Here is a 25,074-nt window from a genome sequence, read left to right on the forward strand (position 1 = left end):
CCTCGCGTGCACACGGCTCAGCCGGTGAGGGGCGAACTCAGCAACGGCACGCGGGGCGATGATGACAGGACCGGATGATATGACCAACGGCAACGGCCAAGACGTGAACAGGATCTACACCGATGCCTTGACCGCTCAGCTTGGCGAGCGGGTGACGAACCTCAATCGGCGGCAATCGGATCTTGAAACGGAAATGCGCTCCGGCTTCAAGCAAATCGAATCCTCCATGACATCGATGTCGTCGGAGATGCGGAGTGCCGTCGCCTCGCTGTCGACAAATCTGGCCGAGAGAAACAGGACGCCGTGGGCGATCATCATTGGCTTCTGCTCAGTCAGCATCACGATCCTTGGCGGCCTCGGGTTTCTCGCGCTCCAGCCGATCAAAGACAACATCGCTCAAATTCGCGATGACGGCAAAGTCCTCTCGGCAGGCACCTCTTCGGCCCTCGCCTCGATCGTCGACAAGATGGTCACTCAAAAGGAAATGGAGTGGCGAACGGCTCGCGGCCAAGAAGATCGCCAGCGGATGGAGGCCGGGCTGAAGGAGTTGCGCAGCGAGCAAGTTCCCCGTGGCGAGCACGAGCGCGTATGGGCTTCTTATGATCAGCGATTTTCGGACCAGCAGCGGCAGATCGATGAGGTGAAGCAGGCCCAAGGTTCTGTTTATGGTCAGCGTGACATCATTCTGGATCTGAGAGGGCGGCTTGACCGGATCGAGCGTCAGCGCCTCAGCGGGTCTCCCGGCTGATCTCACGGACACCGCGGTAGACCGTGCGCATCAAGCGGGCCTATGTTCTGCGCCACGATAGCCGGACGCTCTCCACTCCTTGCCAAGCCCTCGTCGTACCAATCTTCGACGGCCTTGGCAGCGGAACGGCGTCGAGCCGAAGTAGATCGATGCGTACGCAGCGCCTGAGTTCTCTATTGATATAGACCGCGGACATGTGCAACTCATATCGACTGTCAGTACTGTTCGCACCAAGCAGGGGCATTAGATGCGGGGTATTATTGTAATGCCAGGTGTCTCGGTACGGTTGCCCAAAGGTGTGACCCTCGGCGGGGGTGCCGATCCTCAACTGCTAAGGGCATGGCTTCTTTATTGGGATGAGATTGTATATCCTGAGCCCGGAAGCGCATTCTATGTAGGTCTGGGTGATGACATCGACTACTTAGAAAGTTTGTCTGTCTTTCGTCGCCATCGGATTGACATCGCCCACGGCGAAGTCGTTGCCGCTACCATCGCAGCAAGGACTAGAACGTTCGAACAACTTGAGCAAGCAGCGCCTGGCGCTTGGGCCCTTGCGTCAGGCCCTGGGGCTTGGGATGGGCCGGAACAGCAAGATGCGCGAGCGTTGCAGGTAAATATGGTCAATGCCTTGCCGATACCAAATATAGATGTGCCGTTAGATGATATTCTCGCTTTTCGAGTAAAAAGAAGAGATCAGCGTGAGGCATTGATGTCACACATCAATGATACCTATCAATCCGTTTTGCGGGCGCCCGACAGGCCACTAGCGGAACACGACGCTTTAGAGAGGTTGGCACGTTCGGCTCGCGAGCAGCTCGAAGTTGTCCAAGAGGCTGGGTTTTCGTTTCGGCTCGGTGATATAGCTTCTGATTTTAACCTCGCTGCCGCTGCTGTCGCCGGAACGGGCTCGCTCTCCCTTGGCGCGAGTTGGCCGGCCGCAATTGGGAACAGCTTGCTGGCTGGGGCTAGTGTTACTATTGGTACGGTTTTCGGGCTGAAAAATCGCAAATCTGCGCCCACTCCGTTTCAGTATGTCGTTTCTTATCATAACGAAATTTTCGGTATGATTTAGGTGGTCGTGAGCCTACACATTCCCTCCCGCCGCATTCCGCCGCGGATAATTGGCGTATGGTCGGTCGGGCTTATCGGATAAAGACGTCCGCTTCTTCGGCTGCTCTCAGGAACGCCTCTCGCGCAGCGTCGGGCGCTTCATCTCCTTCCATTGCTGCCAGACACGTTCTCAGGGCCGCCTCATAGGCCTCGCCGGCATTGGCCGGCCATTTATCCATCAACGCTCTCGCTGCCTCAGCAGTGCTGGTTACGGTCCAGTACTTGCCCAGCTTGTTGGTCTCGAACGTGATCGGCTCTTCCCAGTTTCCATCGTTCATGGTGCCAACTATTCCGGGTCGGCCGCCGGGTCTGGATCTTCCATGTAAGCCAGCGCCTGGTTCTCGGCTACGCTCTTCAATGAGGCATAAGCGATCTCCGGTGCCCAGCCGGCCTGTATGATGGCATCGACGAGATCGCGCACGGGAACATCGATCGCCAATTCGCAGTCGATCTGCGCGTACGCGTCATTCATCGGTTTGCGTGGGGAGGGGATGGACACTGTCATGGCGCACTCCATTCTATGGAGTCGAGAACTGCGCTGGTGGCAATCTGTTCCGGCTAGGCATCAGCCTACCAGCCCATGTAAGAGCCAAGAGCGGCATAGGCGGCAGCGCCGTTCAACGCCGCCGCCGCAAACAACGACCAGATCGATGGGCGCATCACCGCTAGCAATGCGGAGAATACGGCAAGAGCCGAGACAATGTAAATCATAGCGAATTGACGATCGGCTCGGGCCGGCCTTGGAACGTCGCTTTGTTCACGTCCCGGCTCACGCGGTGCATCTGCATTTGGGCGTCAAGGTGATGGGCTAGAATGCCGATGAGGTCCTCAACTGGCGTGGCCGGGTTTAGCCAGGCATCGAAAACGGACGGATCCAGAATGATCGGCATCCGGTCATGGATTTGGCTAATGGGATCGACCGCCGGCCCGGTGATGATCGTGCAGCTCGTGACCGGGGTTTCCATTCTCGTGTTGTGCGCCCACAAGCCGGCAAAGGCATAAGGGGCGCCGCCCGGCATCTGGATCAGCCACGGGTCTTTGCCGCCGTCATCAGCCTTTGTCCATTCATAGAAGCCGTCGGCCGGGATGAGGCAGCGGCGCGCCTTGAACGCGTCTCTAAATCCGGGAGTCGTCGCCACCGTTTCGATGCGCGCGTTGAACATCGCCGCCTTGGACGGTTCCTTGGCCCAGTGCGGGATGAGCCACCACCGACCGTCGTCAACGACCTGATTGCCTTCGCTATCGAGTCGGATAAAGGGTACGGTTTGTGTCGGCGCTATGTTGAACCGGGCCTCTGTGTTTCGGGCCTTCATGTTCTCCGTGAGGCGGTAGAGCGCGACAAGCTCGCGCCACGGCAGCATCTGCGTGAAGCGTCCGCACATGGTTCCTCGACTAAAGTTTGATCTTGCGGATGGAGGCGGCCGTCCGCTCGTTGCATTGCATGGCAAGGACGTGGTGGTCCGCCAAGGAAGCGATCGCCACGCAGGCTTCGCCCTCATCCCATCCCGCCTGAACTGCCTTCCAGATCAACTCCTGAAACGCCGCTTCAAGCTCCTCCTCACAGAGCAGGAACCTGTCCTCGTCTCGTTTCGTAGATCTTGGTCCCAGAATTTCCATGGCCGCCTCCAGTCGCCAAGATAGCGCGGAGCCTTAAACTGGCAAGGCGGCGTATTTCGCTTTGACCGGTTCATCCCAGTAGGGATAATGCCGGGCACACCACCATCGCGGCGCCACAGATCGCGATGCAGCGAAACCGAACCCGCCCCATTCCCCGCAACCGGGATATTCGCACCGGTGATCCACTATGCCAGCCGCGGCATGTTGTTTGGATCCGTTCTCGTCCGACATTCTATCTTCCCTTTGCTCTGGCCTATTGGTCGCTCAGCGGCGCCGCGCGTTCCTCGGCTCCTCAATAAGGATGTTCGCTTCAAGGAGGCAGGGAAACCGCGCCAGGCATTGCGCTGTTCCCGCGTCGGCACAGCCGATCGCAAGCCGGCGCCTTATTTCCACGAACTCGACGCTGGCGCCGAACTTCTTCACCAGAGCCTTGCGGTCATAGACGCCATGCCGGTCGCACCGTCGGCAATCCATGTCGATCTTCTCACCGCGGAAGTGTCGCAACTTCGGGAGCGTCATGCGAACCTCGCGTGATCCAGGCCATGGTTGTCTTTCACGACCTCGATCCGTCCTTGGTCGTCGCATGCCCCGACTACGACATTGAAGCACTCGCCTGCACGCGCCCGCATGAGTTCGACCATCCAACGCGGCCGCCCCAGCCCATCGACCGGTAATGGCTCTGAGGGGATAATGGAGACACGCCAGCGGGTCGCCGACGCCGTAGGCTGGCCATAGTCTGTGGCCTCCGACTGGCGCCGCCAGCGACGGACGATCAGCCCCATCGTCCCCTTTTTCTCTGCCGCGAGCTGTAGCCGTCGAGATGCTACCATGGGCAGGCGCACCAGCTCAGAGACGACAACCGATACCCCGCCGAAGCTGATTGCTTCCTCGGCGTTGTCCATTGCTCCCTCTTCATTGTCACTTTGGACGAAGATCACCCGATCCATATCGAGGCCGACGTGTGCGAGTGCAGGGAAAAAGAGGTCATCCCGGACGTAGCACCAGACGACTGGTCCGTTCGCCCGGGACGCGATCCCGGCGGCAAACAAAGCCGCCGCTGCGCCGTTGACCGCGTCACTACCGCCGCCCGCGATTTCATGAATGGCCCCGAACGAAAGACCTCCTCCAATGCGGTCATCGATCTCGCGACATCCGAAGGGCAGGCGGACGCGCTGCCGAGCCACTCCGCCGCCGATCGCGTCGATCTGCTCTTGAAGGGCAGCAATCCTTGCAGCATTCGAAGAGGCCATCGTCAATCCTCCAGCGAGACGCTGTCAGGATCTGGACGCCATCCGCGCGTATAGCCGCGGCTCATCGCCTTCGAGCAGATAGCGATCTGGCCTCGAAGGTGCCGGCAGTCCTGCAGCAGCGTGGCGATTGTCGCCAGCGCGTCGCCGTCATGCCATGCCAGGGCCTCGTCAATCTCGCTGGTCTCTTCCTGTTGTCGTTCGATCGGGCGCACGTCGTCGTTCTCCTGTGTCTCGTGCCACAGTAGGCATCATCCCCTAGGTTCCGGATTGGCGCCGCATCGCCGGTTGTTCTTAATATGTTCTCATCAAGGGCGGAGTCAAGAACCGCTGCTACAGGTCCGCGTCGAACTGGTACCGCCCGAGCGTATCCGCCACGATGCGGCCAGCGTTGGCGTTCGGATGCACGTAGGTGCTGAGAAAGACTTCAACGCTCCGCCATCCGCCGGCAACCATCGTTGTGCGGATGTCCATGCCAAGGCTGATCGCCGTCGTCGCGAAGGTGTGGCGGCCGCAGGCGTGGCTGGATTTGTAGCTGATGCCGGCGCGTGCGCACACCGCGCGAATCCTGGCATTCACGGCCTGCCTTCCTGAGTAGCCGAACACGCGATCGTCCGGCCGCGCATCCCTCTTCAGCGCGGCGAGCCGGGCCGACACTTCTTTGCTGAAATCCTTCTGCACGTTCGTCGAGGTCTTCGTCTTCAGGAGAAGGGCGGCGCAACGCGCAAGGTCCACCTCGCGCCAGCGCAACTCGATCGCTTCCGTGACGCGCGCCGCGGTCGTCGACATGAAAAGCACCAAGGCGGCCAGATGCATCAGGTCGTCTTTCTGGCATTGGCGCACAAAGGCATGCAACCATGTTTGCGATGCTGGTGCTTTCCGCTTCGGCGGGTCTTCCCGGAAACGACGTATGCTGAGCGGCTGGCACCATCCGCGATCGGCCGCATGTCGCAGGACGGCCTTGGCGGGTGAGATGGCCTGCCGGTTTCGCGTGGCGTTCTTTTGGCGCGGATAGAGGGCTATCGCCATCTGCTGAACATCGAAGGGAAAGATTTCGCGCAAAGGCTTAGGGCCGAAGTAGGAGATCAATCGAGGCAGATAACGACCATCCCCACCCTGTCGCTGGAAGCTCTCGGCGGCGTCGGCGAATGTACGCCCCTGCCCCGCCGTCGGCCGGAACGCAGAGAGAACATCCGTGGCGTTTTCCGTGTGAATTTCTGTCTGTGGAAGTCCCACCGATAGATAATTCTCCACTTTTGTTCTCCGTGCCTATTTTTGGGCTTGCGTCCAAAACGTTGAGACTATAGGGGTTTCGTCGGTCCGGAATGTAGCGCAGCCCGGTAGCGCACTTGACTGGGGGTCAAGGGGTCGTGGGTTCGAATCCCGCCATTCCGACCATTTTTCTTTCTTAAATTCCTCCCCACGCTCGCAGTTTCCCAATGGAACTTTGCGGCGCTTTGCGCGTTTATCTGCCGGCTACCGCACCGTGTAGCGTTCAAGGCTTGAGGAGATTGGAATGGAAGACGCAAGCGTAGGCTGGATCGCAGCGATCATCATCGGCGGTATCGCCGGCTGGCTCGCCGAAATGTTCATGAAGAGCAATATGGGCTTGCTGATGAACATTGTGCTCGGCATTGTCGGCGCGGCCGTGGCAAACCTGCTGCTCGGCCTGATCGGTGTCTCGCTCGGCGGCTGGATCGGCTACCTTATTGCCGGCTTTATCGGAGCCTGTATCCTCATCGCCATTGCCCGCGCCATACGGCGCTGATGCCATTCATTTGACGCCCGGCATAAAAAACGAGCCCGGCCCCGCATATGCAGGGCCGGGTCGCCAGCCGACTGGAGGATCAGGCTAACTTAGAACGAGCGCTGGAAGCGGACGATACCGCCCCATGCGCTGCCGTCGGCGTCGCGGTCGCGATAGACGACTTCCGGCGTAACGACGAAGCCCGGAACGACTGTGAAGGCGACGTTGGCATTGGCAACGAAGGTTTCGCTGTCGTCATAGGCGAGCTGCGCGTTGAGCTTGACGCGATCCGTCAGGCCGACCGATGCACCACCCCAGACAGCCCAATCGCCGCCCCAGTTTGCGTAGGCATTCTTGATATCGCCATCGGTGTTCCAGCCCCCCATTGCGAAGACCGAGACGTTTCCGAAAGTGCCATCGAGACGGACCTTGATTGCGCCTTCTTCCATTGCCGAATCATAGCCGCCGACGATGCGAGCGCTAAACGCTTCGCTTGTGTAACCGACACCGCCGACGATGTTCGGGATGTAATCATGGCGGCTCTGGTAGACGCTACCCGGCGTGCCCTTGCCAAAAATGGCCTCGGCGGCAGCCTTGGAGTCGGTATCTTCGAGCGAGATCACGGCTGTGATGCCGGAATCCGACTTATAATTGTACTGGATGACGTTGGCATCATCCACACCGAAGTCGATCTGATCGTCGATCAGCACGGCGCCGGCATAGTCGGTGAAGGTGAGAAAGGCCGAATCGGTCTTACCGACGCGGAAGCCCGCGAGATCGATATAAGCATGTTTCACGTCAAGCGACGTGTCACCCTGACGCCAGTTGAAGCGAAGTTCGCTGTAAGTTTTCAGCGCACCGTATTCGGTGTCCGAAGCCGTTGAGAGGCGAAGATCGAAGCGCGAACGCGTGTCCCATTCGTCGCCGAGCGAACCGTTTGCCTCATTGGCATTGAGGCCGAGCAACTCGCCGCCGCGGGCGTCCATGCGAACGTAGCCGCCGATCTTGAGGCAGGTTTCCGTGCCCGGAATATAGAAGTAACCCTTGCCGAACGCGTCGCAGACGCGCACATATTCCATCGGCTCGGGCTCGGCAGCGACGATAGCGTCTGCGGCGTGAGCGCCCGAAACCGTAACGAGGGCAGCGGCGGAGCCGATGAGGAAGCCCTTGATATTCATTTTTACTCTCCGTTTGATTCATGGGGCCGGACCCCTCTCCGCAAGACGATGTGCCTCGCGGATGCCCCGACCACCGGGCAGGCGGAAGTGCAATCCCGCAGCCGGCTGGCAGGAAATTACCCAGACGAAGAATGGCCTCAATCGCCAAAGCGAATTGTGACTGAAGTGTGACGACAGGGGATGATTGGAGCGTTGCCGGAAAGACACGCATTTCGCGCATGCGACAGTTTCATGACGAACTTTGGTGAATTTTATAAAGTTATTTCAATATTATAACAGGAACGAATACATCTTTTGATGGAATATTTTATGACAGATTTAGGCAAACGCGAAGCTACAGCGTGACGTGCGAACACGACTCGCATTGGTCCCATCTATTTGATCGTGATCAGGGTGCGCAGCCGGTTGACGGAAATACGAAGAGTGCGGGCGGCTACTGGCCGCATGACAAAAGGGTGTGGTGGGGAATCATTCGGGTTTCAGCGTCACCGGCGGAAATCAACGCCAAAGGCAAATCTTTCCGCTCCTTCCCGTCAGGAATGCTGCCGCCGCCTTACGAGAGACAGCCCATGCGCATCCACAGGATCATAGGTTCAATAAACCTATAGATCAGCGTACCTGATCAAGCAGGCGCTTGCATTCCAGAAGATCGTAGAGCGCTTCCTGCAGGAGGGCGCGGTCTTCCTTGCCGACGCTGGTCCTGCCGAGCGAGATTTCCGGCGCATCGTCACCGCCGCCGACGAAGGAGAAGAAGCGGCGGCTGCTTGGGGCCTTGGCGCGGCCGACGATCTGGTCCTCGTCGCTGCCGGCCTTGGGCGGCGTCGGCTCCTCGTGGCTTGCCGCCGCCAGCGCCTCAACGGTCGCCAGATCGCCGCTGGCGATCGCCGCGACGAACTTGTTGCCATTGAGCTTCAGGAGCTTTTGCACGCCCTTGATCGTGTAGCCATGATCATAGAGCAGATGACGGATGCCCTTCAGGAGATCCACGTCTTCGGGACGATAATACCGTCGTCCGCCACCGCGCTTCATCGGTTTGATCTGCGTGAAGCGCGTCTCCCAGAAGCGCAGCACGTGCTGCGGCAGGTCGAGATCGTCGGCGACCTCGCTGATGGTGCGGAAAGCGTCCGGACTCTTGTCCATTGTGTCCTCGATGAATGCTAACAACGCCTCTCTAGCAGAAACGGCGTCGAGTCGCTTTCATTTCAGCGGGTTGCCAGACGATATTCAAGTTTCAAATTGCCTAACGGGCATGAACCCAAGCAAAAACGCATCGAATCTCACGAGGAGCCGGTGGCGAACACCACGCCCCTCGCGATCAGGTTGCCGTCTTGCAGCGTTTCAATGAGGACGGAAAACCGCCGATTCGCCGCTCAGGACGCGGGAGACGCAGGCTTCTGCTTGGCCTTGCGCGCAAGATGCTGCTTCAGCACCCGCTGCTTCAACACGTTCGAAGCCTTGAAGGTCATAACGCGGCGCGGCGAGATCGGCACTTCCTCGCCCGTCTTCGGATTGCGGCCGATGCGCTCGTTCTTGTCGCGCACCTGGAAGGTCGCGAAGGAGGAGAGCTTGACGCTCTCGCCCCGGACGATGGCGTTGCAGATCTCGTCGATCACGGTTTCGACAAGCTCCGCCGATTCGGTTCTGGAAAGGCCGACCTTACGGAAAACCGATTCGGCCAAATCTGCACGTGTCACCGTTTTGCCGCTCATCGTCCCTCACCGATTTCCCATTGAAAGCGCATGGTTAGTGGCAGGAGAGTATTGTCCTTGCCCCCTTCGGTCAAGCGGTGCGACGGCAACACCCTCGCCTACCAGCGAAGCAGCACCGCGCCCCAGGTAAAGCCGCCGCCCATGGCCTCCAGAAGCACGATGTCGCCTTCCTTGATTCGCCCGTCGCTGGCGGCTGCGGCCAGCGCCAGCGGGATCGACGCGGCCGATGTATTGCCATGCTGGTCGACGGTCACGACGACCTTTTCGAGCGGAATGCCGAGCTTCTTGGCCGAGCCGTCGATGATGCGCTTGTTGGCCTGATGCGGCACCAGCCAGTCGATATCGTCGGCCGTAAGGCCGGTCGCATCGAAGGAGGAGTAGACCACGTCGGTGATCATACCCACGGCATGCTTGAAGACCTCGCGGCCCTCCATGCGCAGGTGGCCGACCGTGCCCGTCGTGGACGGGCCGCCATCGACGAAGAGCTTGTCGCGGTGCGCACCGTCGGAGCGCAATTGCGTCGTCAGCACGCCACGATCCGCATTGGTGCCCGCTTGCTCCTGCGCTTCGAGAACGATGGCGCCGGCGCCATCGCCGAACAGCACGCAGGTCGTGCGGTCCGTCCAGTCGAGGATGCGCGAGAAGGTTTCCGAACCGATGACCAGCACGCGCTTGGCGAGGCCGCCGCGAATATAGGCATCCGCCGTGGTCACCGCATAGACGAAGCCGGAACAGACCGCCTGGAGATCGAAGGCGAAGCCGTGATGCATGCCGAGGCGGTTCTGGATATTGACCGCCGTCGCCGGGAAAGTATTGTCCGGCGTCGACGTCGCGACGATGATGAGATCGATATCGGCCGCCGTCAGGCCCGCTTTGTCGAGAGCGGCGCGTGCCGCACCTTCGCCGAGCGAGGCCGTCGTCTCGCCCTCGCCGGCGATGTAGCGCTGCTGGATGCCGGTGCGCTGCACGATCCACTCATCGGACGTGTCGACCATGCTTTCCAGTTCGGCATTGGTGAGCACCCGCTTCGGAAGCGCCGTTCCAAAACCGCGGACCACTGAACGGATCATTCTATACCTCGTCGCTCATGCCCTGGGCAGCGCCTTCAACGGGGCGGCCGGCATGATATTTCTGCAAATCGTTTTCGATCTTCTGCTTCAGGCCATTGCGCGCCATGTCGTAACCGACATCGACGGCCGCCGCGAAGCCTTCGGCATCCGTGCCGCCATGGCTCTTGATGACGATGCCGTTCAAACCAAGGAACACGCCGCCATTGACCTTGCGCGGATCCATCTTTTCGCGCACGCGGTCGAAGGCGCTCTTGGCCAGGATATAACCGAGCTTGGCAAGCCAGGTGCGCGACATGGCGGCGCGCAGATATTCCGCGATCTGCCGCGCCGTGCCTTCCGCAGCCTTGAGCGCGATGTTGCCGGCAAAGCCTTCCGTGACCACAACGTCCACCGTGCCGCGACCGATATCGTCGCCTTCCACGAAGCCATAGTAGTCGATCGTGTCGAAATTGGCCTCGCGGATCAGCTGGCCGGCAGCCTTCACCTCTTCCTGGCCCTTGATCTCTTCCACGCCGACATTGAGCAGGCCGAGCGTCGGCTTGTCGATCTCGAACAGCGCGCGCGCCATGGCACCGCCCATCAGGGCGAAATCGAAGAGCTGGTTGGCATCCGCGCCGATCGTCGCGCCGATGTCGAGCACGATGCTTTCCCCCTTGAGGGTCGGCCAGATGCCGGCAATCGCCGGGCGCTCGATATTGGCCATCATGCGCAGGCAGAACTTCGACATCGCCATCAGCGCACCGGTATTGCCGGCGGAAACCGCGACATCGGCCTGGTCCTTGGCGACCGCATCGACCGCCTGCCACATGGAGGATTTGCCACGGCCGCGGCGCAGGGCCTGGCTCGGCTTCTCATCCATGGCAACAGCGACGTCACAATGATGGAAGGTGCTTGCGGCCTTCAACTTCGGGTGCTGCGCCAGGATCGGCTCGCATTCGGCGACATTGCCGAAAAGGACAAAGCGGATTTCGGGATGGCGCTCAAGGGCCTTGGCTGCGCCAGGGATAGCGACCTTCGGACCGAAATCGCCTCCCATGACGTCGACGGAAATTCTGACCACGCGTGTCTTGCCTTACTTCTCGTTTTCCGGCGGCGGAGAAGCCACCGCAGCGGAATTGCGCCAAAATACCGCTTTTCGCGGGGTGCACAACTGAATTATCAGGCGCTCATGGAGCCGTTCAGTCTTTTTTCCAGTCCTTCAGAACGGCAAAAGGCGACGGTTTTTTGTCCTCCTTGTCGCTGCTTTCGATATGGCCGGAAAAGGCGATATCGGGCTTACGCGGATACGGCTCGATGGCAAGTGCTGCATATTCGGCCGCCACCGCACCGGCGTCGATCGTATCGCCGGTGAAGATTTCAGGGGCGTCCGGCCCGTTGGGATCGAGCAGCATTTCGCCGGTTTCCGTGGCGATCGGCATGCGCGCGAGCTTGGAGCCTTCCGGCACGAAGACCGTTTCGACCGGCTCGTCGATATGGGCTTCGACGGGATCGAGCGTCACCACGCAGGCCTGCACGATATCCGCCGTGACGCGGCCCTTGAGGCGCACGCCGTCCCGTTTCCAGCGCTGCACGGTGAAGGTCGCGGCAAGTGCATTCACCTCGAGCACCGACCAGAGTTCGGCCAGACCGGCCCGCTCTTTGTCGTTGGCGCTCAACGTCACCTCGACAGGGTTCACCGAGATATGGCCGACCTTGACCAGATAGGAGAACGGCGGTTCGTCGTCTTTCTTCATCGTATTGCCTTCCGGCCGCCCTCAGGCGGCGTGTTCGTCGCGGCCGGGCTCGATAACCGTGAGCACGCCCGTCTTGATGTCATCGTCGCTGACCGCGGCCATCGCCGCCTCGGCCGCGAAGAGATAGTCCGCCAGCCCCGCCATGGCAGGCGCGCCGTCCCCTGCTTCCGGGTAGATATTGCGCCGAAGCGCTGCCGCAAGCGCCTCGCGGTTGCCGCTATCGAGGGCCGCAGCATAGGATTCCAGCCGGCCGTAGAACATGCCGGCGAATTTCTTCATGCGCTTGGGCACGCCGACATCGCCGACGCCGAGCTCGCGAATCGAATGATCGACGTCCTCGAAAAAGGCATCGACGATCTCCTGGGCGATCTCCTGGCCCGAGGTGCCGCCCGTCCGCGTGCGGCGGAAGTAGAGGATCAGTACCGCCGACAGCATTTCGAAACGGCCCATCACCGTGTCGGGAACGTCAAGCGCTTCATAGAGATAGGGATGGCGCGCGGCCGTCGTCAGTGTCGCATACTGCTTTTCGACGATGCGCCGGTTGCCGTTTTTTTTGCCGAACAGGCCGAAAATCATCATAAAGCCTAGTTTTGCCCGATTCAAACCATGGAGCCGTTGCAAGTCATGTTGCATGAGGCTTGAAGCTGGTTTACCGAAGCAGGCATGAATTGCAATGGCTGCGCGGCCATCATAGTCCCTGGGATGTTGTGAAGAGAGATGCTGTGAAGATGAAGCTGTTGCGTAACGCCGCCATTGCCGCCACCCTCTCCGTGTCCGTTCTCGCAGGCTGCCAGGGCACCGGCGAAGTCCTGAACCAGGGCTATATCGTGGACGAGCAGACGTTGGCGCTGGCACCGGTCGGCTCCTCGCGCGAACAGGTTCTCCTGTCGCTCGGCTCGCCGTCCTCGACCGCCACCTTCGACAACGAGGTTTTCTATTACGTTTCGCAGAAGCGCACCCGTCCGGTCGCCTTCATGAAGCCGAAGCTCGTCGAGCAGAGCATCCTCGCCGTCTATTTCAACAAGGACGGCAATGTCGAACGTCTGGCGCATTACACGCTGCAGGACGGCAAGGTCTTCGACATGATCTCGCGCGTCACGCCGACGGGCGGCGCGGAACTCACCTTCCTCGGCCAGCTCTTGAAGGGCGGCGCGAACCCGGCCAGCATGGTGCAGAACGCGCTCGGCGCGCAGAAATAAGCATCGGCTTCTTCCATACGGAATCAAAAAACCGCGGGGATCGCTCCCCGCGGTTTTCTTTTGCGCACCGTGCTAATCAGGCGAGAACGGCAAGCAGCAGCAAGGCCACGATATTCGTGATCTTGATCGCCGGGTTGACGGCGGGGCCGGCAGTGTCCTTGTAGGGGTCGCCGACGGTATCGCCGGTCACGGAGGCCTTGTGGGCTTCCGATCCCTTCAGGTGACGCGTGCCGTCCTTGTCGACGAAACCGTCTTCGAAGCTCTTCTTGGCATTGTCCCAGGCGCCGCCGCCCGAGGTCATGGAGATCGCCACGAATAGGCCGTTGACGATGACGCCGAGAAGCGAGGCACCGAGCGCTGCAAAGGCCGAGGCCTTCGAACCGGAAATGAGCAGCACGCCGAAATAGACGACGAGCGGCGCAAGGACCGGCAGCAGCGACGGCACGACCATTTCCCGGATCGCCGCCTTGGTCAGGAGATCGACCGCACGGCCATAGTCCGGACGTTCCGTACCGGCCATGATGCCGGGCTTTTCCCGGAACTGGCGGCGCACTTCCTCGACGATCGAACCCGCCGCACGGCCGACGGCCGTCATGGCGATACCGCCGAAGAGATAGGGGATGAGACCGCCGAAGATCAGGCCAGCCACCACATAGGGGTTGGAGAGATCGAAGGAGATCGTGCCGACGTCCGCGAAGTACGGATATTTTTCGCTGTTAGCGGCGAAGTACTTCAGATCGTTCGAATAGGCGGCGAAGAGCACCAGCGCGCCGAGGCCCGCCGAACCGATCGCATAGCCCTTGGTGACGGCCTTGGTCGTGTTGCCGACGGCGTCGAGCGCGTCGGTCGACTTGCGCACTTCCGGCGGCAGATGGGACATTTCGGCGATGCCGCCGGCATTGTCCGTCACCGGTCCGAAAGCGTCGAGCGCCACGATCATGCCGGCAATGCCGAGCATGCCCGTCACCGCGATGCCGGTGCCGAAGAGGCCGGCGAGCTGGTAGGTGGCGATGATGCCGCCGACGATGACGATCGCCGGCAGCGCCGTCGATTCCAGCGAGACGGCGAGGCCCTGGATGACGTTGGTGCCGTGACCGGTCACCGACGCCTGCGCGATGGAGTTCACCGGACGCTTGTTGGTGCCGGTGTAGTATTCGGTGATCACGACGATGAGCGCCGTCACCACGAGGCCGAGGAGGCCGCATATGAAGAGGTTCGTGCCGGTAATTACCTTGTCGTCCACGATGCCGATCTCGCCCCAACCGACCGTCAGCGAGGTCGCGGCGCCAAGGCCGAGAACCGACAACACGCCGGTGACGATAAGACCCTTGTAAAGGGCGCCCATGATCGAGCCGTTCGAGCCGAGTTTGACGAAGAACGAACCGATGATCGAGGTTATGATGCAGGCGCCGCAGATGGCCAGCGGATAGATCATGGCCGAGGCGAGCACCGGCGCGCCGGCGAAAAAGATGGCGGCGAGAACCATGGTGGCGACGACAGTCACCGCATAGGTCTCGAAGAGGTCGGCCGCCATGCCGGCGCAGTCGCCGACATTGTCGCCTACGTTGTCGGCGATAGTCGCCGGGTTGCGCGGATCGTCTTCTGGAATGCCGGCTTCCACCTTGCCGACGAGGTCGCCGCCGACGTCGGCCCCCTTGGTGAAGATGCCGCCGCCGAGACGGGCGAAGATGGAGATGAGCGAAGCGCCGAAACCGAGCGCGACGAGCGCGTCAATGACCTCGCGGGAGGCCGGCTCCTGGCCGAGAACGCCGGTGAGCACCCAGTAATAGATGGAGACGCCCAGAAGCGCGAGACCGGCCACCAGCATGCCGGTGATCGCACCCGACTTGAAGGCGATGTCGAGGCCGGAGGACAGACTGACCGACGCGGCCTGCGCCGTGCGCACATTGGCGCGGACGGACACATGCATGCCGATGAAACCGGCAACGCCAGACAGGACGGCGCCGATCAGGAACCCGATGGCGGCCGTAGCGGAAAGAAGCAGCCAGGTGCCGACGAAGACGACAACACCGACGATCGCAATGGTCTTGTACTGCCGGGTGAGATAGGCCTGCGCCCCTTCCCGGATATAACCTGCAATTTCCTGCATGCGGGCATTCCCCTGGTCGGCGGCAAGCACCGACTGTGTCGCCCAGATGGCATAGACCACCGAAAGCAACCCGCATGCGATAACGCCAAACAATATGGTCATTTCGCTCTGTCCTCCTAGGAAGCCACGGGGTCCTCTCCCCGCAGCCGATATGCGCCCGCTCCTGCTTGCCTCCTCACAAGACAGGGGCCGGCGCGCGGCCAGAGTGCGTTTGCGAATCGGTTGCGTCAAGTCGCCGCACTGCGGCAACCGCTTCTAGAAAACGGATTTTTTGGCGGCGACCGATCTGAACCGATTAGACGGCGGCGCGGCGATTGCGCAAAAGCAAAAGCAGCACGAGACCAAGGCTGATGCCGGTGATCGGCCAGAACAGCAGGTTGATCGTCTGCCAGCCATAGGCGTTGAACACCTTGCCCGAGGAGAACGAGGCGAGCGCCACCGCGCCGAACAGGATGATGTCGTGAAAGCCCTGCACCTTGTCGGCCTCCTGCGGCCTGTAGCTGGAGGCGACGATGGCGGTAGAGCCGATGAAGCCGAAATTCCAGCCGATGCCCAGCAGGATCAGCGCGCCCCAGAAATTCCAGAGCGCGATGCCGGCATGGGCGACGGTCGCGCAGCCCATCAGGATGACGAGGCCGGCGGCCACGACCTTCTCCGCGCCGAAACGCTGGATCAGCATGCCCGTGAAGAAACTCGGTGCGAACATGGCGAGCACGTGCCACTGGATGCCGAGTGTCGCCATTTCCGGCGAGAAGCCGCAGCCGATGACCATGGCGAGCGGGGCGCCCGTCATCATGAAGGTCATCAGCGCATAGGTGGAGATGCCGCAGATCATGCCGGTCAGGAAGCGCTGCGTCAGCACGATCTCGCTGAGCGGCCGGGCCGCCTGCCCGCTCGCCACGCCCGCCGCCTTATGATCGGGCAGGCGCAGGAACAGGAAGAGCACGATGCCGGACAGGCAGAGCGGCGCCAGCGCCACGAAGGCGCCGGCAAACAGCACCGGCTCGAACAGGTCCTTGGTGAGGATCACCACTTGCGGGCCGAGGATGGCAGAAATGACGCCGCCGGCCAAGATCCAGGAAATGGCGCGCGGCTTGTAGAAGGAGGGCGACGCATCGGCGGCGGCAAAACGGATTTTTTGCGTGAAGCCGCCGGAAATGCCGATCAGCACGAAGCCTGTGGCAAACAACCAAAAATCGCTACGGAAGAGCGCAATGGCGGCAAGAATGCCGCCGGCAGCGCCGATCAGGGCGCCGACGATGAAGCCATAGGCGCGGCCAAGCATGCGGGCGGCGATCGCCACGAAGACGGCGCCGAGCGCCACACCGATGTTGAAACCGGTCAGCGGGGCCGTCGCCAGCGATTTGTCCTCGCCGAGCAGGTTGTAGCCGGCAAGCCCGCCGATGGAGAAGGCGATCGGCCCGGCCGAAGCGAGCAGCGCCTGCGCAAACATCAACAGGAAGACATTGCGGCGTGCGGCCGAAAGCTCCCGTTCAAGACCTTCGACCGACCCCGTGTCCATGCTTGCCTACCGTTATTTGCGTGTCTCTGGCCGAAGCTGCTTGGCGATACGGTCGAGCACCGCGTTTACCAGCTTGGGCTCTTCATCCTCGAAGAACGCCTTGGCGATCTCGACATATTCCGTGACGATCACCGCGATCGGCACGTCCTTGCGTTCCTTCAGTTCGAAGGTGCCGGCACGCAGGATGGCGCGCACGGTGGAATCGAGGCGCGACAGCGCCCAGTCGTCCTGAAGGGCGGTGCCGATCAGCGGGTCGAGCATGCGCTGGTCGCGCACGACGCCCGAGACGATCGAGCGGAACCACGAGGCATCGGCCTTGAGATAGGTATCGCCGTCGACTTCCTGGCCGAGCCGGTGCGTCTCGTATTCGGCGACGACTTCGAGCACGCCCGAACCGCCGATATCCATCTGGTAAAGCGCCTGCACAGCGGCAAGGCGCGCCGCACCGCGCTGGTTGGCCGGCTTTACCGGCTGCTGATCCTTGTCCGTGCTCACTGTTCGCCGCCCAATTTCTTCTTCAGGTCGATCATCGTCAGGGCCGCGCGGGCGGCAAAACCGCCCTTGTCGCCTTCCGAGCGGCGCGCGCGCGCCCAGGCCTGCTCGTCATTCTCGACGGTCAGGATGCCGTTGCCGATCGGCAGGCTTTCGCTGACGGCGAGATCCATGAGCGCACGGCTCGATTCATTGGCGACGATATCGAAATGGTAGGTCTCGCCGCGGATGACCATGCCGAGCGCGACGAAGCCGTCATACAGGGTACCGCCGTTGTCCATGCCGTCGAGCGCCATGGCGATGGCCGCGGGGATTTCGAGCGCGCCCATGACGGTCACGATATCATAGGTCGCACCGGCGGCGTCGAGCGCGCCCTTGGCGCCTTCGAGCATCGCATCGGCCATGTCGTCGTAGAAGCGCGCCTCGACGATGAGGAGATGGGGAGTATCGGTGTTGGCCATGAATCACCTGAAAATTGGAGGCAGGCTACGCAAATGCGGGCGGAAGCGGGGTCAAACCACGACGGGCCGGGCTTGGCAAGAGTTTTCCACCGGATGCGGCCATTTGAGTCCTCCCCGCCGCGGGCCGCGCGCGTTGCGGCATTGACACAACGGAACAAAATGGGAACAATGCGCCATTGTCAAGAGGAAGACAGGAATGAGCACCCAGATATCGCCCATCATCGCGCTTGCCAAGCAGAAGCTGGAGCACTGGACGCAGGGGAGCCTCTACGAAAGCACCGATACGGCCTTCGGCAAGGCGCTCGGCCTGAAAAACCTCGGCATCAGCTATAGCGAGGTGCCGCCGGGCAAGTCCAGCTGTCCGTTTCACAACCACCATGTCGAGGACGAGCTTTTCGTTATCCTGGAAGGCCACGGCACCTATCGTTTCGGCGAAGAGCGGTACCTGTTCGGCCCCGGCGATGTGCTCGGCGCGCCGGCCGGCGGGCCGGAAACGGCGCACCAAATCATCAACACCGGCACGGTGCCGCTGAAATATCTCGCCATCTCCACGATGGCGGCGACCGAGATCTGCGAATATCCGGACTCGGGGAAGTTCCTGGCAAAGACCCGTCCGGCCACCGGCGGTCCGACCACCTTCAGCAGCATGCGCCGGCATGGCGAAGAGGTCGATTATTGGGACGGCGAGCCCGGCGCGTAAACATCAGGCGGCAAGCGAGACGCGGTTGCGGCCAGCGCGTTTGGCCGCGTAGAGCGCCTTGTCGGCACTGCTGAGCAGGCTGTCGAAGCTTACGCCGTCTTCCCGGCCGAAGGCGATGCCCGCGCTGACGGTGCAGGTGATGCTGCGCCGGCCGACCGGGATGAGCTTTGCCGCTAAATCCATGCGGATGCGCTCGGCGATGCGCTGGGCGCGATCCGGAACCGTGCGGTCCAGCACGACGATGAATTCCTCGCCGCCGAGGCGGGCCATGCAGGCCGCATCGCAGGCGTCGCGCAGCACATCGGCGAAGACCTTCAGCACCACATCGCCCGCGGCGTGGCCATAACGGTCGTTGACGGATTTGAAATTGTCGAGATCGAAGGCGATGGCCGCCATATGCGGGGTCACGGCTTGCGCGTCGTAACGATCAAAGAGCGCACGGCGATTCAACAGGCCGGTCAGCGCATCCGTCATCGCGGCGCGATGGTGGTTGCCGGCAACGCGCCACTGGTTGAGTGCCAGCGACATGGCGCCGATGCCGCTGATGCCCATGATCGCCACGATCAGATTGAGGTTTTCCGCCCAGTTGTCGGGCGCATGACCCATCACCCATTTGCCGTCATGGATGAGCACGCCGGCACACAGCAGGAAAGACAGTGCCGTCAGCAGATAGAGGATCACGATGCCGGTCAGCGGCAACGGAGCCTCCGCCCTGCCCCGCCAATATTCGCGCGCAGTCGCGACGACGCAAGCCGTGATCAGCAGGTTGAGAGCGATGAAGGCAAGGCCGTCATAACCGCCGATCAGCCACGGCAGGGACATCGCCGCGCAGGCGGCAAATACGCCGACGATACGCCGCCGCGCGCTTTCACCCGTGCGAAAGCGATAGGCCGCGCCGTAAATGAAGGAAAAGCCGAGGAACTGCAGCAGGAAGGCCACGCAGCCGACAAGCACGCTCGCGTGCTCGATATAGACGCTGTAGATCACCACGGCCGGCACGATGCAGCCAATACCGATGGACCAGGAGAGCAGGAAACGCTCGATCTTCGCCGAGAGCCAGGAGGCAAAAAGCGTTGCCGACAGGCAAAAGCCGGCAAGCCCGATGGCGAGCAACAATGTGTTGTAGTCGGGTACCATCCCCGAGGCCTCCAGCAGTCCAATGCGCGGACACTAAAAGCCGAGAGGTATCGATATCGTTACCATGACAGTTGCAAACACCGCACCGCACCATTCCGATCTGGCACATAACGGGAAAGAGTCACGCGCCGGTCACGCCTTGGCGGGAAACTCCGCAAGCCGGGCCGCATATCGCGCCATGGTGTCCACCTCAAAATTGACGAAATCGCCGGCCTTGCGCTCGCCCCAGGTGGTGACTTCAAGCGTATGGCGGATGAGCAGTACGTCGAATACAGCACCATCGACCGCATTGACGGTCAGCGAAGTGCCATCGAGCGCGACAGAGCCTTTCGGCGCGACGAATCGCTCCAGCCCTTCGGGGGCGCGGATGCGGAAGCGCGTCGCGTCGCCCTCGGCCTCGACGGAGAGGATTTCTGCCTTGCCGTCGACATGGCCGGAGACGATATGGCCGCCGAGTTCATCGCCGATCTTCAGCGAGCGCTCGAGATTGATCTTCGTGCCGGCCTTCCAGCCGGCAATCGTCGTCAGGCGCAGCGCTTCTTCCCAGGCTTCCACCTCGAACCAGCGGGCATTGGCGCCCTCTTCCGGCAGAGCGGTAACGGTGAGGCAGGTGCCGGAATGGGCGATGGAGGCGCCCATGTCGATCGTCGCCGGATCATAGTTCGTGCGCACGCGCAGGCGAACCCCCTCGTTCATGGGCTCGACCTTCTCGACCGTTCCGATATCCGTGACAATGCCTGTGAACATCACTCGTCTCTTTCGTATTCTTCAAAAATATCCGCGCCGTAGCGCGCCGTGCCGCGCAGCGAAAAGCCCGGCGGCATCTGCCCGGACACACATGGGGATGCGACCCCGTCCTTGCCAAGGGTGCCGGCACCACTGAACAGCAGGATGCGATCGACAAGATCCGCATCGAGGAAGGATTGCGCCGTGCGCGCGCCACCCTCGACGAGCAGCGAGGAAATGCCGCGCGTGGCAAGCGCCGTCAGCAGCGCCTCGAGCCGGCGCGGATCGCAGATCAGCACCTCGACGCCCAGCGTTTCCAGGGCATCCCGACGTGCGGCAAAAGCAGGATCGTCCTTGCCGTCCTTCGCCGTCACCACGATAACGGGCACCAACAGAGCCGTTCGCACAAGCTTCGACGCCGGTGGCAGTTCCAGCCGCGGATCGAGCACGATCCGCACCGGGGACCGGTTTTCGAGACCCGGCAGGCGGCAGGTCAATTCGGGATCGTCGGCGAGCGCCGTACCGATGCCGACGAGGATCGCATCGGTTTCGGCGCGCAGCACATGCACCTGGCCACGCGAGACCGGCCCTGATATCGCCACCTGGCCCGCACCGAGATGGCCGAGCATGCCATCGGCGGAAACGGCAAGTTTCAGAGTCACATATGGCCGCTTCTTGGTCTGCCGAGTGAGGTACGCAAATAGCGCCGCTTTGCCGTCCCTCTCCAACAGGCCGGTCTCCACAACGATGCCGGCATCGCGCAACATGGAGAGCCCCCTGCCCGCGACACGCTCGTCCGGATCGGTCACGGCCACGCCCACGCGTGCTACGCCGGAGGCGATGAGCGCATCGGCGCAGGGCGGCGTCTTGCCATGGTGCGAGCAGGGTTCGAGCGTGACATAGGCGGTTGCCCCGCGCGCGGCATCACCGGCCATGGCCAGCGCCTGCGTCTCCGCATGCGGCCGCCCGCCGGGCGCCGTCACGGCGGAGCCGACGATCACGCCATCCTTGACGATGAGGCAGGCGACGGAGGGATTGGTGGAGGTCAGGCCGAGATTGCGGCGGCAGAGGCGGATCGCCGCTGCCATAAAGCGTTCGTCGCTGGACACGACGCCCGACATCTAGCCGTCAGCGCCCGGATCGCGGGCGATCTTGGCGGCGACTTCCGAAAGGATCTTTTCGAAGTCGTCGACATGGGAGAAATCGCGATAGACCGACGCGTAGCGCACGAAGGCCACGTCATCGAGCGCCTTCAGGGCTTCCAGCACCTGGAGGCCGATTTCTTCGGAAGAGATTTCCGTCTCGCCTGAGCTTTCCAGCCGGCGGACGATGCCTGAGACCGCGCGTTCGATGCGGTCCCGGTCGACAGGCCGCTTACGAAGCGCGATCTCGAAGGATTTCAGGAGCTTGTCGCGGTCGAAGGGGGCCTTGCGGCCCGTCTTCTTGGCAACCATCAGCTCGCGCAGCTGCACCCGTTCGAAGGTCGTGAACCGACCGCCGCAATCCGGGCAGATGCGCCGGCGGCGAATGGCGGCCCCGTCCTCTGCGGGACGGGAATCCTTCACCTGCGTATCTTCCGAACCGCAATAGGGGCAGCGCATCTGGCTTCCTTACATATAAGTGTACATCGGGAAGCGATCCGTCAGTGCGACGACCTTTTCCCGGACGGCGGCTTCGACGCCGGCATTGCCCTCGTCGGAATTGGCGACCTTCAGGCCGTCGAGAACCTCGACGATGAGGTTACCGATTTCCTGGAACTCGGCTTCCTTGAAGCCGCGGGTCGTGCCGGCCGGCGTGCCGAGGCGGACGCCCGAGGTGACGAAGGGCTTTTCGGGGTCGAACGGGATGCCGTTCTTGTTGCAGGTGACGTAGGCGCGACCAAGGGCTGCTTCCGCACGCTTGCCGGTCGCGTTCTTCTTGCGAAGGTCGACGAGCATCAGGTGATTGTCGGTGCCGCCCGAAACGATGTCGAGGCCGCCGGCCTTCAGCGTCTCGGCGAGCGCCTTGGCGTTCTTGACGACCTGCGCGGCGTAATCCTTGAATTCCGGCTGCAAAGCTTCACCGAAGGCCACAGCCTTGGCGGCGATGATGTGCATCAGCGGACCGCCCTGGAGACCCGGGAAGACTGCCGAGTTGATCTTCTTGGCGATCTCCTCGTCGTTGGTGAGCACGACGCCGCCGCGCGGGCCGCGAAGCGACTTGTGCGTGGTGGTCGTGGCGACGTGGCAATGCGGGAACGGCGACGGATGCTGGCCACCGGCGACGAGACCGGCAATGTGGGCCATGTCGACCATGAGATAGGCGCCGACTTCATCGGCGATCTCGCGGAAGCGCTTCCAGTCCCAGATGCGGGAATAGGCGGTGCCGCCGGCGATGATGAGCTTCGGCTTGTTCTTGCGGGCCTTCTCGGCGACGTCGTCCATATCGAGCAGGTGGTCGCCTTCACGCACGCCGTAGGACACGACGTTGAACCACTTGCCGGACATGTTGACCGGCGAACCGTGCGTCAGATGGCCGCCCGAATTGAGGTCGAGACCCATGAAGGTGTCGCCCGGCTGGAGCAGCGCGAGGAAGACGGCCTGGTTCATCTGCGAACCGGAGTTCGGCTGAACGTTGGCGAAGTTGACGCCGAACAGCTTCTTGGCGCGCTCGATGGCGAGTTCTTCGGCGATATCGACGAACTGGCAGCCGCCGTAATAGCGCTTGCCCGGATAGCCCTCGGCATATTTGTTCGTCATGATCGAGCCCTGGGCTTCGAGCACGGCGCGCGAAACGATGTTTTCAGACGCGATCAGCTCGATTTCATGGCGCTGGCGACCGAGTTCCTTCTGGATCGAGCCGAAAATGTCCGGGTCGGTATCAGCAAGGGAACGCGTGAAGAAAACGTCGGTGGCGGAAGACTGGCTCATCCTCGAGGCTCCTTAAGGGTGGGTGGCACGGTGTTTATCGTCCTCGCATGGCAAGGGCAATATCCGCTCCACGGTTTGCGCCATTTCCGCGCGTGTTATGCGATAAAAACGACAACGCGCCCGAAGCCAAAAAACAAAGGCCCCGCATTCCACCGGGAATGCAGGGCCTTTGAAAAAGTCGGACAAATCGCCTTATTGCGGCAGAAGGTCCTCGTCCGGTGAGCCGGCCGGCTTTTCCGTGCCGATGCCGCTCTGGAGCGCCAGTTCGGTCGCGCCGTCCATCTGGTAGATATCGTCGCGGAACTGCACGACGCGGTCGCGTGCCGACCAGGCCGAGATATAGACGAAATAGACGGGGACTTCGACGGCCAGCTTGATCGGCGTGTTGACGCGCGTGTTGATGACCTGCTCGATCTGGCCGCGCGACCAGCCGGGCGTATCGCGCAGCAGCCAGGTCGTGAGGTCGCGCACGTTCTGCACGCGCACGCAGCCGGACGATTCGAAGCGCATCAGCTTGTTGAACAGGCCCTGCTGGGGCGTGTCGTGCATGTATTCGTTGTTCGGGTTGTGGAAGTTGATCTTCGTCGAGGACATGGCGTTGATCTTGCCGGGGTCCTGGCGGAACATCAGGTTTGGGGCCTTTTCGGCGTTCCAGTCGACCGTTTCCGGCGCCACTTCCTGGCCCTTGCCGTCGATCAGGCGGATGTTGTTGCGCGCCAGATAGGTCGGGTCCTTGCGCATCAGCGGCACGATGTCCTTTTCGACGATCGAGCGCGGCGCGGTCCAGTAGGGGTTGAGGGTGACGTCGTAGATCTTGGAATTCAGGATGTGCGTCGGGCGGCTCAGGCGGCCGACCACGGCGACGTGACGCGACACGACGCGACCGTTTTCCACCGCCTCGATGTAGGCCGCCGGAATGTTCACCATAACGTAACGCTGGCCGAGATCGCCCGACATGGTCTGCAGACGCACCATATTGGTGTTCAGCTGGGCAAGACGTGTCGTGGCCGGCACGTTCATCGCCTTCAGCGTATATTCGCCGAGCACGCCGTCCTGCGGCAGGCCGTGACGGGCCTGGAAGCGCTTGACCGCGCCGTCGACATACGAATCGAAGGAGTTGGACACGCCGGCGGAACGAGAAAGGTCACCGGAAATGATCAGGCGCTGGCGCAGCGCCTGCACGGCGGGATCGACCACGCCGAGCTCCAGTTTCACGCTGGAGCTGACCTGCGGCCAGCCGCCGCTCGACACGATCTGCTGGTAATCGGAAATCGCCTGCTGGATGTTCGGGATCGCACCGGCACCGAGGATCGGATTGTTGGACTGGACGCCGGCGGAGGAGCGCGATGCCTGGGCGTCGAACTGGTCGTCCCAGTTGCCGCGGCGGGGAGCATTGAGGACATCGTCAAGGGCCGTCTGGGCCAGCACGGGGCCGGCAACAGCAGCAGCGCCGAAAGTTGCAGCGGAGCGCAGGAATGCGCGGCGCGAGAACACATCAATTCCGGTTTTGCGAGACATCTATCCTACCATCTCCTGAAGACGCCGTTCAAAGCGGCGGGTGCGCCTGGACACATGACCCAAGGTCATTACCCGATGCAGCTATCATGAACAGGGTTAACAAACGCAAACCGGCCCTGCCGCCCGCGCATACCTTAAGCC

The 25,074-nt window shown here is 61.8% G+C and carries 30 protein-coding genes and 1 tRNA gene; 7 read left to right on the forward strand and 24 right to left on the reverse strand.

Annotation, left to right across the window (positions count from 1 at the left end; genetic code table 11):
- Nucleotides 1-79: 79 nt before the first annotated feature.
- Nucleotides 80-748: a hypothetical protein gene (locus ACOZKU_RS24820; RefSeq protein WP_421581146.1), complete on the forward strand. Its 669-nt coding sequence runs from the start codon at nt 80-82 to the stop codon at nt 746-748.
- 247 nt (nt 749-995) lie between these two features.
- Nucleotides 996-1,820 carry a DUF6236 family protein gene (locus tag ACOZKU_RS24825; protein WP_421581147.1) on the forward strand — a complete coding sequence of 275 codons (825 nt, stop codon included), beginning with the start codon at nt 996-998 and terminating at the stop codon, nt 1,818-1,820.
- A gap of 70 nt (nt 1,821-1,890) precedes the next feature.
- On the opposite strand, the gene ACOZKU_RS24830 is transcribed toward ACOZKU_RS24825, so the two are convergent.
- From ACOZKU_RS24830 to ACOZKU_RS24845, 4 genes are all read right to left on the reverse strand, one after another.
- Nucleotides 1,891-2,136, reverse strand: a complete 246-nt coding sequence (locus tag ACOZKU_RS24830; protein WP_421581148.1) for a DUF982 domain-containing protein — start codon at nt 2,134-2,136, stop codon at nt 1,891-1,893.
- A gap of 8 nt (nt 2,137-2,144) precedes the next feature.
- Nucleotides 2,145-2,363 (reverse strand): hypothetical protein, encoded by a 219-nt coding sequence (locus ACOZKU_RS24835; RefSeq protein ID WP_421581149.1) that lies wholly within the window; start codon nt 2,361-2,363, stop codon nt 2,145-2,147.
- A gap of 202 nt (nt 2,364-2,565) precedes the next feature.
- Nucleotides 2,566-3,240 carry an SOS response-associated peptidase gene (locus ACOZKU_RS24840; protein WP_421581150.1) on the reverse strand — a complete coding sequence of 225 codons (675 nt, stop codon included), beginning with the start codon at nt 3,238-3,240 and terminating at the stop codon, nt 2,566-2,568.
- A gap of 10 nt (nt 3,241-3,250) precedes the next feature.
- Nucleotides 3,251-3,475, reverse strand: coding sequence for a hypothetical protein (locus tag ACOZKU_RS24845; protein WP_421581151.1), 225 nt, complete (start codon nt 3,473-3,475; stop codon nt 3,251-3,253).
- A 177-nt stretch (nt 3,476-3,652) separates the two neighbouring features.
- Here ACOZKU_RS24845 and ACOZKU_RS24850 point away from each other — a divergent pair, with 177 nt between their 5' ends.
- Nucleotides 3,653-4,009, forward strand: coding sequence for a hypothetical protein (locus ACOZKU_RS24850; protein WP_421581152.1), 357 nt, complete (start codon nt 3,653-3,655; stop codon nt 4,007-4,009).
- On the opposite strand, the gene ACOZKU_RS24855 is transcribed toward ACOZKU_RS24850, so the two are convergent.
- The 3 genes from ACOZKU_RS24855 to ACOZKU_RS24865 form a co-directional block, all read right to left on the reverse strand.
- Nucleotides 3,991-4,725, reverse strand: coding sequence for an ImuA family protein (locus ACOZKU_RS24855; RefSeq protein WP_421581153.1), 735 nt, complete (start codon nt 4,723-4,725; stop codon nt 3,991-3,993). The genes ACOZKU_RS24850 and ACOZKU_RS24855 overlap by 19 nt on opposite strands.
- A 2-nt stretch (nt 4,726-4,727) precedes the next feature.
- Nucleotides 4,728-4,937 carry a dehydrogenase gene (locus ACOZKU_RS24860; protein ID WP_421581154.1) on the reverse strand — a complete coding sequence of 70 codons (210 nt, stop codon included), beginning with the start codon at nt 4,935-4,937 and terminating at the stop codon, nt 4,728-4,730.
- A gap of 118 nt (nt 4,938-5,055) precedes the next feature.
- Nucleotides 5,056-5,976, reverse strand: a complete 921-nt coding sequence (locus ACOZKU_RS24865; RefSeq protein WP_421581155.1) for a tyrosine-type recombinase/integrase — start codon at nt 5,974-5,976, stop codon at nt 5,056-5,058.
- A 67-nt stretch (nt 5,977-6,043) separates the two neighbouring features.
- On the opposite strand from ACOZKU_RS24865, the gene ACOZKU_RS24870 reads away from it, so the two are divergent.
- Both ACOZKU_RS24870 and ACOZKU_RS24875 read left to right on the forward strand, forming a co-directional pair.
- Nucleotides 6,044-6,120 (forward strand) — tRNA-Pro (locus ACOZKU_RS24870).
- Nucleotides 6,121-6,238: 118 nt separating this feature from the next.
- Nucleotides 6,239-6,490: a GlsB/YeaQ/YmgE family stress response membrane protein gene (locus ACOZKU_RS24875; RefSeq protein ID WP_314088121.1), complete on the forward strand. Its 252-nt coding sequence runs from the start codon at nt 6,239-6,241 to the stop codon at nt 6,488-6,490.
- Between the two features lie 89 nt (nt 6,491-6,579).
- Here ACOZKU_RS24875 and ACOZKU_RS24880 read toward each other — a convergent pair whose 3' ends face one another.
- The 7 genes from ACOZKU_RS24880 to ACOZKU_RS24910 all read right to left on the reverse strand — a co-directional run bounded on the left by ACOZKU_RS24880 (nt 6,580) and on the right by ACOZKU_RS24910 (nt 12,735).
- Entirely contained in the window at nt 6,580-7,647 is a 1,068-nt protein-coding gene (locus ACOZKU_RS24880; protein ID WP_421581156.1) for a porin, read from the reverse strand.
- A 609-nt stretch (nt 7,648-8,256) separates the two neighbouring features.
- Nucleotides 8,257-8,787: a MerR family transcriptional regulator gene (locus tag ACOZKU_RS24885; RefSeq protein ID WP_421581157.1), complete on the reverse strand. Its 531-nt coding sequence runs from the start codon at nt 8,785-8,787 to the stop codon at nt 8,257-8,259.
- Nucleotides 8,788-9,017: 230 nt separating this feature from the next.
- Nucleotides 9,018-9,356 carry an integration host factor subunit alpha gene (locus tag ACOZKU_RS24890; RefSeq protein WP_117369570.1) on the reverse strand — a complete coding sequence of 113 codons (339 nt, stop codon included), beginning with the start codon at nt 9,354-9,356 and terminating at the stop codon, nt 9,018-9,020.
- Between the two features lie 98 nt (nt 9,357-9,454).
- Nucleotides 9,455-10,426, reverse strand: coding sequence for a beta-ketoacyl-ACP synthase III (locus ACOZKU_RS24895; RefSeq protein WP_421581158.1), 972 nt, complete (start codon nt 10,424-10,426; stop codon nt 9,455-9,457).
- A 1-nt stretch (nt 10,427) separates the two neighbouring features.
- Nucleotides 10,428-11,486, reverse strand: a complete 1,059-nt coding sequence (gene plsX / locus ACOZKU_RS24900) for a phosphate acyltransferase PlsX (protein WP_421581159.1) — start codon at nt 11,484-11,486, stop codon at nt 10,428-10,430.
- Between the two features lie 118 nt (nt 11,487-11,604).
- Nucleotides 11,605-12,159, reverse strand: a complete 555-nt coding sequence (locus ACOZKU_RS24905) for a YceD family protein (protein ID WP_421581160.1) — start codon at nt 12,157-12,159, stop codon at nt 11,605-11,607.
- A 21-nt stretch (nt 12,160-12,180) separates the two neighbouring features.
- Nucleotides 12,181-12,735 (reverse strand): ubiquinol-cytochrome C chaperone family protein, encoded by a 555-nt coding sequence (locus tag ACOZKU_RS24910; RefSeq protein WP_421581193.1) that lies wholly within the window; start codon nt 12,733-12,735, stop codon nt 12,181-12,183.
- A 152-nt stretch (nt 12,736-12,887) separates the two neighbouring features.
- Between ACOZKU_RS24910 and ACOZKU_RS24915 the strand changes: the two genes are divergently transcribed.
- Nucleotides 12,888-13,358 (forward strand): outer membrane protein assembly factor BamE, encoded by a 471-nt coding sequence (locus ACOZKU_RS24915; protein ID WP_117369564.1) that lies wholly within the window; start codon nt 12,888-12,890, stop codon nt 13,356-13,358.
- A 76-nt stretch (nt 13,359-13,434) separates the two neighbouring features.
- Here ACOZKU_RS24915 and ACOZKU_RS24920 read toward each other — a convergent pair whose 3' ends face one another.
- The 4 genes from ACOZKU_RS24920 to ribH form a co-directional block, all read right to left on the reverse strand.
- Nucleotides 13,435-15,570 (reverse strand): sodium-translocating pyrophosphatase, encoded by a 2,136-nt coding sequence (locus tag ACOZKU_RS24920; protein WP_421581161.1) that lies wholly within the window; start codon nt 15,568-15,570, stop codon nt 13,435-13,437.
- Nucleotides 15,571-15,763: 193 nt separating this feature from the next.
- The gene (locus ACOZKU_RS24925; protein WP_421581162.1) at nt 15,764-16,990 is read right to left on the reverse strand and encodes an MFS transporter; all 1,227 of its coding nucleotides are present in this window, start codon (nt 16,988-16,990) and stop codon (nt 15,764-15,766) included.
- A gap of 12 nt (nt 16,991-17,002) precedes the next feature.
- Entirely contained in the window at nt 17,003-17,485 is a 483-nt protein-coding gene (nusB, locus tag ACOZKU_RS24930; RefSeq protein ID WP_314088099.1) for a transcription antitermination factor NusB, read from the reverse strand.
- On the reverse strand, nt 17,482-17,943 hold the full coding sequence (gene ribH / locus ACOZKU_RS24935; protein WP_421581163.1) for a 6,7-dimethyl-8-ribityllumazine synthase: 462 nt from the start codon (nt 17,941-17,943) through the stop codon (nt 17,482-17,484). Before ribH ends, nusB begins: the two co-directional genes overlap by 4 nt.
- 196 nt (nt 17,944-18,139) lie before the next feature.
- Here ribH and ACOZKU_RS24940 point away from each other — a divergent pair, with 196 nt between their 5' ends.
- Nucleotides 18,140-18,643: a cupin domain-containing protein gene (locus tag ACOZKU_RS24940; protein WP_421581164.1), complete on the forward strand. Its 504-nt coding sequence runs from the start codon at nt 18,140-18,142 to the stop codon at nt 18,641-18,643.
- 3 nt (nt 18,644-18,646) lie between these two features.
- On the opposite strand, the gene ACOZKU_RS24945 is transcribed toward ACOZKU_RS24940, so the two are convergent.
- The 6 genes from ACOZKU_RS24945 to ACOZKU_RS24970 form a co-directional block, all read right to left on the reverse strand.
- The gene (locus ACOZKU_RS24945) at nt 18,647-19,780 is read right to left on the reverse strand and encodes a diguanylate cyclase (protein WP_421581165.1); all 1,134 of its coding nucleotides are present in this window, start codon (nt 19,778-19,780) and stop codon (nt 18,647-18,649) included.
- Between the two features lie 132 nt (nt 19,781-19,912).
- Nucleotides 19,913-20,527 (reverse strand): riboflavin synthase, encoded by a 615-nt coding sequence (locus tag ACOZKU_RS24950; RefSeq protein ID WP_314088091.1) that lies wholly within the window; start codon nt 20,525-20,527, stop codon nt 19,913-19,915.
- Entirely contained in the window at nt 20,527-21,627 is a 1,101-nt protein-coding gene (ribD, locus tag ACOZKU_RS24955) for a bifunctional diaminohydroxyphosphoribosylaminopyrimidine deaminase/5-amino-6-(5-phosphoribosylamino)uracil reductase RibD (RefSeq protein WP_421581166.1), read from the reverse strand. The genes ACOZKU_RS24950 and ribD overlap by 1 nt, the downstream gene beginning before the upstream one ends.
- Nucleotides 21,628-22,107, reverse strand: a complete 480-nt coding sequence (nrdR, locus tag ACOZKU_RS24960) for a transcriptional regulator NrdR (RefSeq protein WP_117369545.1) — start codon at nt 22,105-22,107, stop codon at nt 21,628-21,630.
- 9 nt (nt 22,108-22,116) lie between these two features.
- On the reverse strand, nt 22,117-23,415 hold the full coding sequence (gene glyA, locus ACOZKU_RS24965) for a serine hydroxymethyltransferase (protein WP_421581167.1): 1,299 nt from the start codon (nt 23,413-23,415) through the stop codon (nt 22,117-22,119).
- 192 nt (nt 23,416-23,607) lie between these two features.
- Complete coding sequence (locus tag ACOZKU_RS24970) at nt 23,608-24,933, reverse strand: L,D-transpeptidase family protein (RefSeq protein ID WP_314088082.1); 1,326 nt, start codon at nt 24,931-24,933, stop codon at nt 23,608-23,610.
- Nucleotides 24,934-25,074 lie beyond the last annotated feature (141 nt).

The organism is Shinella sp. M31, from assembly GCF_049199205.1.
Lineage (GTDB): Bacteria > Pseudomonadota > Alphaproteobacteria > Rhizobiales > Rhizobiaceae > Shinella.